The 13217-nt window shown below is 68.3% G+C and carries 15 protein-coding genes; 4 read left to right on the top strand and 11 right to left on the bottom strand.

The annotated features are described in order from the left end of the window. The 6 genes from ACQKDV_RS14415 to ACQKDV_RS14390 all read right to left on the bottom strand — a co-directional run. The coding region (locus ACQKDV_RS14415) for a TPM domain-containing protein (protein WP_427784552.1) at positions 1-342 on the bottom strand (342 nt) is incomplete at its 3' end. Beyond that, positions 342-1232 (bottom strand): TPM domain-containing protein, encoded by an 891-nt coding sequence (locus ACQKDV_RS14410; RefSeq protein ID WP_427784551.1) that lies wholly within the window; start codon positions 1230-1232, stop codon positions 342-344. The genes ACQKDV_RS14415 and ACQKDV_RS14410, both read right to left, overlap by 1 nt. A 3-nt stretch (positions 1233-1235) precedes the next feature. Further along, the gene (locus tag ACQKDV_RS14405; RefSeq protein ID WP_427784549.1) at positions 1236-1853 is read right to left on the bottom strand and encodes a LemA family protein; all 618 of its coding nucleotides are present in this window, start codon (positions 1851-1853) and stop codon (positions 1236-1238) included. A 97-nt stretch (positions 1854-1950) separates the two neighbouring features. Further along, positions 1951-2340 carry a hypothetical protein gene (locus ACQKDV_RS14400; protein WP_427784547.1) on the bottom strand — a complete coding sequence of 130 codons (390 nt, stop codon included), beginning with the start codon at positions 2338-2340 and terminating at the stop codon, positions 1951-1953. A gap of 286 nt (positions 2341-2626) precedes the next feature. After that, positions 2627-3376 carry a TerC family protein gene (locus tag ACQKDV_RS14395; RefSeq protein ID WP_427784546.1) on the bottom strand — a complete coding sequence of 250 codons (750 nt, stop codon included), beginning with the start codon at positions 3374-3376 and terminating at the stop codon, positions 2627-2629. A gap of 33 nt (positions 3377-3409) precedes the next feature. Then, positions 3410-3805, bottom strand: coding sequence for a diacylglycerol kinase (locus ACQKDV_RS14390; protein WP_427784544.1), 396 nt, complete (start codon positions 3803-3805; stop codon positions 3410-3412). Positions 3806-4017: 212 nt separating this feature from the next. Here ACQKDV_RS14390 and ACQKDV_RS14385 point away from each other — a divergent pair, with 212 nt between their 5' ends. Continuing rightward, positions 4018-4719, top strand: a complete 702-nt coding sequence (locus ACQKDV_RS14385) for an SGNH/GDSL hydrolase family protein (protein WP_427784542.1) — start codon at positions 4018-4020, stop codon at positions 4717-4719. A 103-nt stretch (positions 4720-4822) separates the two neighbouring features. Here the strand turns inward: ACQKDV_RS14385 and ACQKDV_RS14380 are convergent, their stop codons facing one another. The 3 genes from ACQKDV_RS14380 to ACQKDV_RS14370 all read right to left on the bottom strand — a co-directional run bounded on the left by ACQKDV_RS14380 (position 4823) and on the right by ACQKDV_RS14370 (position 7688). Further along, positions 4823-6094, bottom strand: coding sequence for a sensor histidine kinase (locus ACQKDV_RS14380; RefSeq protein ID WP_427784540.1), 1272 nt, complete (start codon positions 6092-6094; stop codon positions 4823-4825). Between the two features lie 150 nt (positions 6095-6244). Beyond that, the gene (locus ACQKDV_RS14375) at positions 6245-6958 is read right to left on the bottom strand and encodes a response regulator transcription factor (RefSeq protein ID WP_002811889.1); all 714 of its coding nucleotides are present in this window, start codon (positions 6956-6958) and stop codon (positions 6245-6247) included. Positions 6959-7043: 85 nt separating this feature from the next. Next, the gene (locus ACQKDV_RS14370) at positions 7044-7688 is read right to left on the bottom strand and encodes an arylesterase (protein WP_427784537.1); all 645 of its coding nucleotides are present in this window, start codon (positions 7686-7688) and stop codon (positions 7044-7046) included. Positions 7689-7763: 75 nt separating this feature from the next. Here ACQKDV_RS14370 and ACQKDV_RS14365 point away from each other — a divergent pair, with 75 nt between their 5' ends. The 3 genes from ACQKDV_RS14365 (at position 7764) to ACQKDV_RS14355 (ending at position 11346) form a co-directional block, all read left to right on the top strand. After that, positions 7764-8411, top strand: coding sequence for an ABC transporter ATP-binding protein (locus ACQKDV_RS14365; RefSeq protein WP_427784555.1), 648 nt, complete (start codon positions 7764-7766; stop codon positions 8409-8411). After that, a complete protein-coding gene (locus ACQKDV_RS14360) occupies positions 8408-10924 on the top strand; it encodes an ABC transporter permease (RefSeq protein WP_427784536.1) in 2517 nt (838 codons plus the stop codon). The genes ACQKDV_RS14365 and ACQKDV_RS14360 overlap by 4 nt, the downstream gene beginning before the upstream one ends. A 68-nt stretch (positions 10925-10992) precedes the next feature. Next, on the top strand, positions 10993-11346 hold the full coding sequence (locus ACQKDV_RS14355) for a DMT family protein (protein WP_427784553.1): 354 nt from the start codon (positions 10993-10995) through the stop codon (positions 11344-11346). Between the two features lie 144 nt (positions 11347-11490). Here the strand turns inward: ACQKDV_RS14355 and ACQKDV_RS14350 are convergent, their stop codons facing one another. Together ACQKDV_RS14350 and ACQKDV_RS14345 are read right to left on the bottom strand one after the other, a co-directional pair. Further along, a complete protein-coding gene (locus ACQKDV_RS14350) occupies positions 11491-12417 on the bottom strand; it encodes a DUF6607 family protein (protein WP_427784533.1) in 927 nt (308 codons plus the stop codon). Between the two features lie 82 nt (positions 12418-12499). After that, entirely contained in the window at positions 12500-13102 is a 603-nt protein-coding gene (locus tag ACQKDV_RS14345) for a Hemin transport protein (protein ID WP_427784532.1), read from the bottom strand. Positions 13103-13217: the final 115 nt, after the last annotated feature.

Here is a 13217-nt window from a genome sequence, read left to right as displayed (position 1 = left end):
GCAGACCCGCTGCCACTGCGCCGGGCTGACCCGGCCATGCAGGCCCCGGTCGGCCACGATCTCGATGGCGTGGTCGGCCAGCAGCAGATAGATCAGTACGCCGTTGTTATGGGTGGTATCCCAGGTACGCAGGCGCGCGAAGGCGTGTTCGGCCGCCTGGCGCGGGGTGACCTTGTGCCACAGCGCGGCCAGTGGCAGGTCCGCTTCCACCGCGAACATCACCTGCCCGCCGTGGCGCTGCTCACCGGCTGCGATGGCCTCGGTGATCGCCTGCAGCGTAGCCGGCGGGAACGCGCGCCGTACCGACGGGGAAAATACGTGGCGACACAGTCGTTGGATCATCACCAGCCCCCCGAAGCACCGCCACCGCCGGAGCGGCCACCGCCGCCGCCCCAACCGCCGCCACCGCCGAATCCACCACCTCCACCGAAGCCGCCTCCGCCGCCCCAGCTGCCACCGCCCCAGCCGCCGCCACCGGCAAAGCGGCCCGGGTGGCCGGAGAGCATGGCCACGATCAGGCCCACAATGCCGGCCAGGCCACTGGCCAGCACGGTTGAGGTGAACAGGAACGCCGCCACCGCTGCACCGGCACCACCCAGCAGGCCACGCAGCGGCCGCGGCACCCGCGAGAACACCCCGCGCAGGAGGCTGCCGGCGAACACGCCGATGAACAGCGCGAGCACCCAGGTATCGCCCCCCCCCTCGGGTTCGCGGCCACGCTGGTCGCTGACCGGTGCCGGCAACGATTCACCGTCGATCAGCTTGACCAGCACGCCAGTGGCATCGGTGATGCCCCCGGCGTAATCGCCGCTGCGGAAGCGCGGTACCAGGTATTCCTGGATGACGCGGTTGGCAATGGCATCGGGAATGGCGCCTTCCAGGCCATAGCCCGGCTCGATGCGCACGCGCCGGTCGTCCTTGGCTACCACCAGCAGCACACCGTCATCCACGCCCTTGCGGCCGATCTGCCACTGGTCGAAGACGCGGGTGGTGTACTGGGCGATGTCCTCCGGCTGCGTGCTGGGCACCACCAGCACCTGCAGCTGGCTGCCCTTGCGCTGCTGCAGGTCCAGTGCCTGCTGTACCAGCGCCTGCTTCTGCGTGGCATCCAGGGTGCCGGTGGTGTCGACCACCGGCGAATCCAGTGCCGGGATCGGCGCCAGCTGCTGCGCCTGCGCGGCCAGTGGCAGCCACAGCAGGAACGCCAGCAGCAGCGTGATGGCCAGGCGCATCGGTCAGTGCGCCGGCTGCGGTGCCGGCTGCTGCGGCGGGTTGCCGAAATCGACCGCAGGCGCGTTGGAAATCTGCGCTTCGTTTTCCACGCTGAAGTTGGGCTTGGGCTGGTAGCCGAAGATCTTGGCGGTGACCAGCTGCGGGAACGAGCGGATGTAGGTGTTGTAGTCCTGCACCTGCTGGATGTAGCGGCCGCGGGCCACGGTGATGCGGTTCTCGGTGCCTTCCAGCTGCGCCTGCAGATCGCGGAAGTTGGCGTCGGACTTCAGCACCGGATAGTTCTCGGTAACTACCAGCAAGCGAGACAACGCACTGCCCAGTTCGCCCTGGGCCTGCTGGAACTGCTTGAGCGAGGCTTCGTCATCGGCATTGACGTTGATCTGGCCGACCCGTGAGCGCGCGTTGGTGACTTCGGTCAATACGCGCTCTTCCTGGCTGGCGAAGCCTTTGACAGTCTGAACCAGGTTGGGCACCAGATCGGCGCGGCGCTTGTACTGGTTGAGGACTTCGGACCAGCTGGCCTTGACCGCCTCATCCTTCTGCTGGATGGCGTTGTAGCCACAGCCGGAGAGTAGGGAGGCCAGCAGCATCAGGGGCAGGACGCGGGTGAACAGGCGCATGGCGGGAGTTCCGGGTGGACAGGGCCCTGAGCATGCCACGATTGGCGTCAACAGCGGTGGAGACGCCCCCCGACCGTGCCGGGAGGCGTCGCTCGGGTCACATCCGCGCGGGGTACTGATCCAGCAGTGACTTCGCGTTGTCCAGGCCGCCGGCGGCCGTCACGAGGTTGCGCACGTGTTGCATGGTCGAGCGGTAGGCGCTGCGCTCCCCTTCCCGGATGGCCCAGCCCCAGAAGATGAAGTTCTTGACGCAGCTCCTCGAAGCATACGACGTCACCCTGCCGGCTTTCAGCCGGAACTGGCCGCCGTCGCGGGTGCCGGGGTGGTCGAGAAGCGCGCGGATCTGCGCATCCGTCAACGGGGTCTCGTTGTTGCCGGGGTTCGGCGTCAGGCCATCCAGGCACGACGGAGCGCGATAGTCGACCGGCTCCCTCAATCGCTGGAGGGCGGCATTCGCCACTGGGCTGTTGTTGAGTCCGACGAGCATTCCGCCCACCGGCGTCGCAGGCACTACACGCGGCGGACTGGCATTCGCCTGGAATGCAGGGATGGTAGGGGTGGTAGGGGAAACTTGGACGCCCATGGTGAACTCCGCAACAGAACAGCCCAAGGATGTCCCGGAACGTTGCGGCGCGCTTCCAGCAATCGCTGATTCTCACCGGCCAACCGCGCGGGCGACGGGACAGTGGCCGGGGCCGAACCCGGGCCCGGCGCCGGTGATCGATCCCCCACAACGCAGAACCCCCGGCAGTGCCGGGGGTCCTGGGGGACTATTACCAGTTGCCGGCGCCCGGCACGTTGTGGTCCCGCGCGCGGCGGCGCATCAGCAGGTTCAGCCACTCCACCAGCACCGAGAACCCCATCGCGGCGTAGATGTAGGGCTTGGGTACGTGCACGTCCAGGCCATCGAGGATCAGCACCGCACCGATCAGCAGGATGAAAGCCAGCGCCAGCATCTTCACCGTCGGGTTGGCATCGATGAAGCGGCCCAGCGGGTTGGCGGCCAGCAGCATCACCATCACCGACAGCAGGATGGCCGCCACCATCACCGGGATATGGTCGGCGATACCGACGGCGGTGATGACCGAATCCAGCGAGAACACGATGTCGATGACCGCGATCTGCGCGATGACATAGCCGAACACGGCCGAAGCCTTGGTCGTGCTGGGGTCTTCATCCTCGCCCCCGGTGATCAGTTCCTTGATCTCCATGTAGCCCTTGATGATGAGGAACAGACCACCGACGATCAGCACCAGATCGCGGATGGAGATGCCCATGCCGGCCACGGTGAACAGGTTGGCCGCCATGTGCGCCAGGTAGGCCAGCGATACCAGCAACGCGATGCGGGTGATGCAGGCCACGGCGATGCCGAGCTTGCGCGCGAACGGGCGACGCTCTTCCGGCAGCTTGCTGACCGCGATGGAAATGAACACCAGGTTGTCGATGCCGAGCACGATTTCCAGGGCACTGAGGGTGAACAGGGTCACCCAGGCATTGGGGTCGGCGAGGAACTCAAGGGACATGGAAACTCTTCAGGACAGTGGGGGAATGGGGGTTCAGGCGTAGGCGCCGGCCAGCAGGTGGGGCACCACGACCAGCGCCCAGCACAGCAGCACATTCATCATCAGCACGAACACCGCCGCCGAGCCCATGTCCTTGGCGCGGCCGGCCAGCTCGTGGATCTCGGCGCCGTAGCGCTCGATCACCGCCTCGATGGCCGAGTTGGCCAGTTCCATCGCCAGCACCAGCAGCATCGAGCCGATCATCAGCGCGCGCTCGACCGGCGTCTGGCCCAGCCACAGCGCTGGCGGGGTCAGCACGATCAGCAGGCAGACCTCCAGCCGGAACGAGGACTCGTGCAGCCAGGCGGCCCGCAGGCCCTGCCAGGACCAGCGGGCGGCCTGGAAGATGCGACGCGGACCGCGGGGCATATGGCCGAACTGATCAGCCACGGAGCAGACATCCAGCAACAGGGGCGCGGCACAGCAACCGCTCAGACGCATGGCAGGCAATCATGGGGACACGTGAATGGGCAGATGGCTCCATTTTGCCACAAGGGCGGTGGCAGCACCCCGCCGCGTCCGGCCAACGGCCCGCCTGCGGCAAGCGCAGCACCGTGGCGAACTCCTATGATGGGTATCCCCTGCCCTCGCTGGAGCCCCTGATGTCCGTTGCCCGTAACTGCCTGCTGTCGCTTGGATTGCTGGCCCTGGCCCCGCTGGCCCAGGCATTGAGCCCGCCGGCCCCGCCGCGCGTGCCCGACCAGGTGTCCAACGTGGCCTGGGAAGGCGACATGGCCAGCTTCCTCAAGGCCGACCAGAGCGATCCGCCGCCGCGCGGTGGCATCGAGTTCATCGGCAGTTCCTCGATCCGTTTCTGGGAGAGCCTGGCCCAGGACTTCCCGGGCCAGCCGGTGTTCAACCGTGGCTTCGGCGGTTCGGAGGTGCGCGACAGCACCTGGTATGCCGACCGGATCGTCGTGCCGTACGCGCCCTGCAAGGTGTTCTTCTACGCTGGCGACAACGACCTCAACAGCGGCCGCAGCGCAACCCAGGTGCGAGATGACGTGGTGGCCTTCGTGCAGCGCGTGCACCGCGATCTTCCCAGGACCAGGGTGGAGTACCTGTCGATCAAGCCCAGCCCGTCGCGCGCGCACCTGCTTCCGGCGATCACCCAGGCCAATGCGCTGATCAAGGCTGCGCTGGCCAAGCTTCCCAACACCGGCTACACCGACATCTACACGCCGATGCTGGGCGCCGATGGCCAGCCGGATGCCAAGCTGTTCCGCGAGGACATGCTGCACATGACCCCGGCCGGGTATGCAATCTGGACCCAGGCCGTGGCGCCGAAGGTGAAGTGCGATTGAGGAAGGCGTGCGCCGGGCCATGCCCGGCGGCGCAGGCTTTCCGTGGCAATCCGGCGTGGGGTCAGAGCCCGTTGCTCAGCAACGGGATCCGACCCCGACCGGGTCAGCGGAAGATGACCGTGGCCTCGGTACCCTTGCCGGGCTCGCTGGCCAGCCTGACCTTCCAGCCGAAACGGTCGCACAGCCGGCGCACGATCGACAGGCCCAGGCCGGTGCCCTGGGGGCGGTCCGGCTCGGCGCGGTAGAACGGCTCGAACGCACGGGCCAGCGCCTCGGCCGACATGCCGATGCCGGTATCACGCACCACCACCCGATCAGACGTCACCTGCACGTCGATGCGGCCTTCATCGGTATAGTTGCAGGCGTTGCGCACCAGGTTGCTGACCACCACCTGCAGCACCCGCGGTGGCGCATGCAGCTGCACCGGGCCAGCACTGTGCAGGTGCACCGCCACCGGCCGGTTGGTCAGAAGTTCGTTGGCGTTGTCCACCTCGTAGCGGACGATATCGTTGACATCGAACAGCTCGATCTGCGGTTCGATGTCGGCCTCGCGGGCCAGGATCAGGAACGCGTCGATCACCGCCTCCATGTCCCGGCCAGCGCGCTGGATGCGCTGCAGGCTGCGGCGCAGGCGCGGCTCCAGGCGGTCGTCGCCCAGTGCCATGTCGCTGGCCACGCGGATGACCGTGAGCGGCGTGCGCAGTTCATGGCTGGCATCGCGGGTGAAGTTGCGCTCGCGGGCCACATGGTCGGCGACCCGGTTGGCCAGTGAATGCAGCGCCGCGGCCAGCTGGCGGGTCTCGCCCTGCATGTCGGCTGGCAGCTTGTCCGGCTCCAGATCGGCCGCCTCGGGGTGGCCCGGATCCCAGCGCGACACCCGCCGCGCCAGCCAGTTCACCGGCGACACCAGGCGCTTGGACGCGCGATAGGTCACCCAGCTGGCGCCGTAGACGGCCAGCAGGGTCAGCAGCACCGGCACGATGCCGAACCAGAACGCCAGCATTTCCGCGCGCGAACGCAGGAACACCAGATACAGCCGGCCCTGCGGCCGGGCATCGACCAGCACCAGCTGGTCATCGCCGGGCAGTTCGTGGAAGCCGGGTTCCAGGCTGCGCAGATTGGCCGGAAGCGACAGGCTCGAGCGCCCGCGCTCGAGCAGGTAACCACGGATGTTCTGGGTATTGGGGGGCGGCTGCATGGGCGACGCCTCGTGCAGCGTCCAGTAGTAGGCCGCCTCTTCGCGCAGGGCAGCCCCCACCAGGCTGTGCTTGATCACCAGCGAGACCAGCCACGCACCCAGCAGGACGCCCAGGCTGGCCAGCACTGCCTGCAGGATGAAAACGATACGGATCTTGCGCGGCAGGCCGTGCGGCATTGCGGGGTCCCGGTCGAAGCGCTGCGATTATAGGCAGCGCGCCGTGCCGCCATCGTGCACGGACGGTGACCGCCGGCGCGATGCATGGCCCGTTCCCTGCCCCGCGACCCGGCCGAAGCCGGGGCGGGTGCGTTCCTGCACCAGCACGGCTCAGGCCATCGGCTGGGCGATGTCGGCGATGCGGTAACCGGCGCTCTGCACGGTATGCAGCAGAGGACGGTCGAACGGCTTGTCGATGATCTTGCGCAGGTTGTACAGATGGCTGCGCAGGGTATCCGAATCCGGCAACCCGTTGCCCCAGATCTCGCGCTCGATTTCCTGGCGGGTGACCACACGCGGCGATTCCCGCATCAGGATGGTCAGCAGGCGCAGACCGATCGGCGAAAGCTGCAGCTCGGTACCGGCACGGGTCGCCCGCATGCTGACCGGATCGAGCACCAGGTCGGCGACCTTCAGCACTTCCGAACCGACCTGGCGGCGCTCGCGGCGGATCAGCGCGCGCAGGCGGGCTTCCAGTTCCTGGATGGCGAACGGCTTGGTCAGGTAATCATCGGCACCGAACCCGAGGCCGGTGAGCTTGTCGTCCAGCGTGTCGCGCGCGGTCAGCATCAGCACCGGCGTTGACTTGCGCGCATCGTTGCGCAGTCGGCGGCACACTTCGATGCCATCCAGGCGCGGCAGCATCAGGTCCAGCACGACCACGTCGTAGCTGTTTTCAGCGGCCAGACGGTAGCCGTCCAGGCCATCCTGCGCATAGTCCACCTCGAAGCCACGGCCTTCCAGGTATTCGCCGATCATCTCGGAGATGTTGCGGTTATCCTCGACCACCAGCACCAAGCCGGAAGTCTCCTTCGTCTGACGCATGTGAGTACCTCTTTCTTCAGCTTTGTGAAACATGCCGCATCGACGGTGGACGCGATGTGAAGTTCGTTCAAGATGCTGAAAAAAATTACAACAGGGGCTTGAGCAGGGGCCAGACGTTGTCCAGCACCTTCGGCTGGGCCTGCGCGGTGGGGTGCAGCCCGTCGGCCTGCATCAGCCCCGGCTGCAGGGCCACGCCCTCCAGCAGGAACGGCAGCAACGGGACCTTGTACCTGTCAGCCAGTGCACGGTAGGCGGCGGCCAGGCGCTGGCGATAGGCCGGGCCGTAGTTCGGTGGCACGTCGATGCCCAGCAGCAGCACCCTGGCCCCGGCAGCGCGGCTGGCCAGCAGCATCTTTTCCAGATTGCCCTGCACCTGCGCCGGGGTCAGCCCGCGCAAAGCATCGTTGCCGCCCAGCGCAATCACCACCACGGTGGGCTTCTCTTTGGCCAGCAGGCCCGGCAGCCGGGTCAGCGCGCCGGCGGTGGTTTCCCCGCTCATGCTGGCGTTGACGATGCGCGGCGGGGTTTTCGACTGCTGCCTGATCCGCATGTCCAGCAGGCTGACCCAGCCCGCGTCGGCCGGGATATTGTGGGCAGCACTGAGGCTGTCGCCGAGCACCAGCACCGTACCGGCCGGACCTTTGGCACACGCCAGCCCGGACCACAGCAGCAACCCTAGCAGCAGCACCATCATCGTGCCGGCTTGCCGGCTCCATCCTGTAATGCGCATTGGAGTCTCCTCATCGACAGCCTGTCCCCCCGCAGCGCGCCCGTCGCCATCGCCGTCGACCAGGTCGGCAAATCCGTGCATGGCCCGGAGGGTGAAGTCCACATACTGGACAACATCACCCTCACCGTCCATGAAGGCACCAGCGTGGCGATTGTCGGGGCCTCTGGTTCCGGCAAGACCACCTTGCTGGGGCTGCTGGCCGGGCTGGATCTGCCCAGCCGCGGCGGCATTACCCTGGCCGGGCAGTCGCTGGGCACGCTGGACGAGGAGGCGCGGGCGCAGCTGCGTGCGCGCGAGGTCGGCTTCGTGTTCCAGAGCTTCCATCTGCTGCCGGCACTGACGGCGGCTGAAAACGTCGCACTGCCGCTGGAACTGGCCGGCCGCGAGGACCGCGCACGGGTCGACGAGGTACTGGCCCAGGTGGGCCTCTCCCACCGCGCCCGCCATTACCCGCGGCAGCTGTCCGGCGGCGAGCAGCAGCGCGTGGCCCTGGCCCGCGCCTTCGTCACCCGCCCGCGAATCCTGTTCGCCGATGAACCCACCGGTTCGCTGGACCAGGCCACCGGCCAGCACATCAGCGACCTGCTGTTCGAACTCAATGCCGGCAGTGGCACCACCCTGGTGCTGGTGACCCACGACCTGCGCCTGGCCCAGCGCTGCCAGTACATCCACCGCATCGACAACGGCCGCCTGCAGGCGGTCGAGCATGGGGCGCAGGCATGAACCTGCTGCGGCACGCCTGGCGCGCGCTGCGCCGCGAAGCCCTGGCCGGTGACCTGCTGACCGTGTTCGCCGCGCTGGTGCTGGGCGTGGCGGTGATGACCGCCGTCGGCACGCTGGTGAACCGGGTCAACCTGGCCCTGACCGGCAGCGCGGCCGAGATGCTGGGCGGCGACCTCGGCGTGGCCGGGCGCAGCGATCCGCCTGCGGCCTTCGCCGAGGAAGCACAGCGGCGCGGTCTGGCGTACACGCGCATCGCCGGCTTCGGCAGCGTGCTGTTCAACGGCGATGCCAGCCAGATGGCCAGCATCAAGGCGGTGCAGGCCGGCTACCCGCTGCGCGGCACGCTGCGGGTGCGGGCCACGCCGGGTGGCGCGCTGATCGCCGATGCCGGCATGCCGCCGCAGGGCCAGACCTATGCCGACCCGCGCCTGCTGCAGGCGCTGGGCCTGAAGGTCGGCGATGCGCTGGAGTTCGGTGCGGGCACGCTGCGCGTGGCCGGCATCATCGAGGCCGAACCGGATACCGGCGGCGACCTGCTGACCCTCTCCCCCACCCTGCTGGTGAACCGCGCCGACGTGGATGGCACGGGCCTGCTGGGGCCCGGCAGCCGCATCAACTACCGGCTGATGGTGGCCGGCGCGCCGGGCCCAGTGGCGGCGTACCGGCAGTGGCTGCTGCCGCAGGCAAAGGGCATGCGCGTGCTGAGCGTGGATGATACCCAGCGCGGCGTGCGCCAGGCCTTCGATCTGGCCGGCCGCTTCCTTGGCCTGAGTGCGCTGCTGGCGGTGCTGCTGGCCGGCGTGGCCACCGCACTGGCAGCCAATCGTTTTGCCCTGCGCCGCATCGACCAGGTGGCGATCCTGCGCTGCCTGGGCGCGCGCCAACGCGACATCCTGGCGGGGCTGGCGCTGCAGCTGCTGATGCTGGCGGTGCCAGCCTGCGTGCTCGGCATCGGCCTGGGCATGGCCGCACAGGAAGGTCTGGTTCAGGTGCTGGGCAGTCTGGTGCCGCAGCGCCTGCCGCTGCCCGAGGCCACCCCGGCGCTGACCGGTGCGGGCATCGGCCTGCTGCTGCTGTTCGGCTTCGGCCTGCCGCCGCTGCTGCGCCTGCGCGGGGTGCCGCCGATGCGCGTGCTCAACCGTTCCTTCGCTGCCCTGCCGCCGGCCTCGCTGCTGGCCTATGTGGCCGCGTTGGGCGCCAGTCTGCTGCTGGCGGTGCAGGTGACCGGTGATCTGAAGCTGGCGCTGTGGGTGCTGGGTGGCCTGGCCGCGCTGGCGGTGGCCGCCGGCGTGGTGGGCTTCGTGCTGCTGCAGCTGCTGCGCGGCCTGCAGCACCGCCTGCATGGCAACTGGCGGCTGGGCCTGGCGGCGCTGACCCGGCGGCGGATGCTGGCGGTGATGCAGCTGGTGGGCCTGTCGCTGTCGCTGTGTGCGCTGTTGCTGCTGGCAGTGACCGGCCCCGGCCTGCTGCAGCAGTGGCGCGAGCGCCTGCCGGAGAACACGCCCAACTACTTCCTCATCAACATCCAGCCCCTGCAGCGCGACAGCGTGCTGGCCGCGCTGCAGGGGCTGGGCGCGGCCGATGCCAACGTGGAACCGATGGCCACCGGCCGCCTGATCGCGATCAACGGCAAGCCGCCGCTGCGCGTGGACCGTACGCCGGAGCAGAACGGCCAGTCGCCGCAGGGGGAAGGCCAGCGCGACGACGATGACGAGAACCGGCCGCTGAATTTCAGCTGGCGCAGCACCTTCCCGCCAGCCAACACCCTGGTCAACGGCACGTTCTGGAAGGCTGACAGCACCGCGCCGGAAGCCTCGGTGGAAACCGGCTGGGCCAAGCGCTACGGGGCGCACCTGGGCGACCGCATCACCATTGCCGTGGGCGAGCAGGAACGCGAGTTCACCGTGACCAGCGTGCGCAAGGCCGACTGGAACACCTTCCGCCCGAACTTCTTCGTGCTGCTCAACCCCAACGCGGTGGGCGATACGCCGCACAACCTGCTGTCGGCCTTCCATCTGCCCGCGGGCAAGGCGGCGGGCCTGGGTGCGCTGGTGCGCGAACAACCGAACCTGTCGCTGCTGGATGTGGACGCGGTGATCTCGCAGGTGCGCGAGGTGATGAACCGCGTCGCGCAGGCGGTGCAGCTGGTGATGGTGTTCAGCCTGCTGGCCGGTGTGCTGGTGTTGCTGGCCGCCCTGCAGGCCACCGCTGGCGAGCGCCGCTACGACAGCGCGGTGCTGCGTACGCTGGGCGCGACCCGGCGCCAGCTGCGCGGTGCGGTGCTGGTGGAATTCGGTGCGCTGGGTGCATTGGCCGCGCTGCTGGCGGTAGGCGCCGCGGCCGGCATCGGCGTGGCGGTATCGCAGAAGGTGTTCGAACTGCCGCTGCTGCCGCCTTGGCCGGGCCTGCTGCTGGGCGGTGTGGTTGGCATCGGACTGAGCCTGCTGGCCGGCTGGTGGGGCACGCGGGCGATTCTGCACACCCCGCCGGCACTGGCCCTGCGCGAGGCCTGACGCGGCCATGACACGCGGCGGGTGGAGCCGGCGGTATGCTGCGCGCCCCACCCGATGAGATCGCCCGGATGCCCGGCACGTCGTTCGCTGCTTACCTGTACCCGGTGTTGCTGCTGCTTGGCAGCAACACCTTCATGACCTTCGCCTGGTACGGCCACCTCAAGTACAAGAGCGCGCCGCTGATGATGGTCATCCTGGTCAGCTGGGGCATCGCCTTCTTCGAATACTGCCTGCAGGTGCCCGGCAACCGCCTGGGCAGCGCGGTGTATTCGGCGCCGCAGCTGAAGGGCATGCAGGAAGTGATCACCCTGGTGGTGTTCGCGGTGTTTTCGGCGTTCTACCTGGGCCAGCCGCTGAAGTGGAACCACTATGCGGCGTTCGGATTGATCGTGCTGGCGGCGTTTCTGATGTTCAAGGAGTAAGCGCATCCACGCATGGCGTGGATCTACTGACGATTCTTCCGGCCCAATCCAACCCACGCCCGGTATCCACGCCACGCGTGGATGCATTCCCGGTAGATCCACGCCATGCGTGGATGCGGTTGTGGCGTCGACCAGGGCCCGGCGTTACTGGCTCTTTTCCACGAACTCGGCGAACACGGCGTCGATCTGTGCGTCCTTCACCTTCCTGCCCGACTGGATCTCCTCGGCCTGGGTGAACAGCGGGATGATCATCGCCATGCCATCGAGCGTGGTCTTCAGGTGCACGCCCGGGGCCTGGGTCAGGAAGCCGTCCCAGCGCTGCCGCACTTTGGCCCAGTAGCCGGCCGTAGCCTTCCAGTACTCACGCGCCGGGCTGAAGTCGACCTCCGTGGTCCTGATGTAATCGTTGAAGCCGAATTCGCGGGCGATCTCCACCTGGCTTCCATCGGCGTTGCGCTGCACCTTGGTGTTGAACTGCTCGTGGGTCCAGCCGTTGGGGGTGAGCGTGTGGCGGTTGACCACGGCCAACGCGTTGTAATCGCTGCGCTTGGTGTACTCGCGGCGCGGCAACGGGCGCCAGCTGATATCGCTGGTCCAGGTCGGGACGTTGTTGTCGTAGCTCCAGCGACCGGTGCCACAGTAGCGCGGGGCGTCGCTCACTTCGTACACGCACTGGGTCCAGGCGCCCTGGTTGATGGATGCCGGAATCGTGCGCACCTGCCAGGTCTGGTCGGCGCTGAACTCGAAGCGGTTCGGTGCCTGGTACACCCAATCCTGCCGCCAGTGCTTGGTCACGTGGCCGCTCTTCGCATCCACCAGCAGGTGCTGCAGCACGATGCGCTGCGGGCTGTCCTCGACCACGATCACCACTTCGTTGCCCGCGCTGCGCATGGCCGGCGCGCGTTCGTAGCCCGGCTTCAGCAGCACGGTTTCGTCAAAGGCGAAATCGACGGTGTACTCGCCCTGCATGGCCAGGATGCTGGCGTGGTCACGGGCGATATCGGTGGGCTGGGCGCTGGCGGTACCGGCGACGGAAAACAGCAGCATCACGCTGGCGGCGTGCGACTTCATCGGGAATTCCTTCGGGATATCACGCGCGATGGGTGGCCATCCGTGGCCGCAATCGGTCCATCAGGGGTCCATCAAACAGGGTTCAGAGATGCACCAGCGGCAGGTCGCCGGGGAGGCGCGGCGCGGGCCGGCGGGCGGCATCGGCGCAGCAGCAGTCGTCGATGGACAGCTCGCCATCGGCGCCTTCCAGGCGCGCGATGCGGCGGGCCGTGGTTGCCCCCAGCGACGACAGCGTGGACAGGCTGGCTGCCAGGGTGCTGCCATCATCGGCGGCATGCAGGCGCAGCGCGCACAGGCGCCAGCGCTGGCCGCCCAGGTGACCGGCCAGGCGCCGCCACAGGCGCTCGCCGACACTGCCTTCGGCATCGTGCTGCGGGCCGGGCGGCAGCGACGCCACCAGGCGGTCCCAAGCGAGGAAATCGCTGTCGGGCAGCAGGTACAGGCGCCACACGCAGCGACCGCGGGCATCGAGGAAGCACAGGCTTTCACGCAGGCCCTCGCTGTCCACGCCCTGGCAGGCATGCACCGAGACAGCCTGGCGCCAGCCACCCAGCTCGCTGCTGTCGGCGTGGTACAGGCACAGCACGGTGCCCAGCGCCGCCAGCTGCGCCGGCGTGGGCCAGGCCTGCAGCGCGTGGTGCGGCAGGAAGGACGACAGGCGGCGGGCAGACAGGGCTCGGCTCATGGGATTCACCAGGAAGCGACAGGAGTGGCCGACAGCGTCGGACCGATGGCGTACGCGTCGATTGAACGCGCGGCGAAGCAGCAGGTCATCGGCAAGGGCCTGACCCGGCAGGGGG

Source organism: Stenotrophomonas sp. NPDC077659 (assembly GCF_050268705.1).
Classification (GTDB): domain Bacteria; phylum Pseudomonadota; class Gammaproteobacteria; order Xanthomonadales; family Xanthomonadaceae; genus Stenotrophomonas.
The sequence above is the reverse complement of the archived record's forward strand: the minus strand, read 5'-3'. Positions and strand labels throughout refer to the sequence as shown.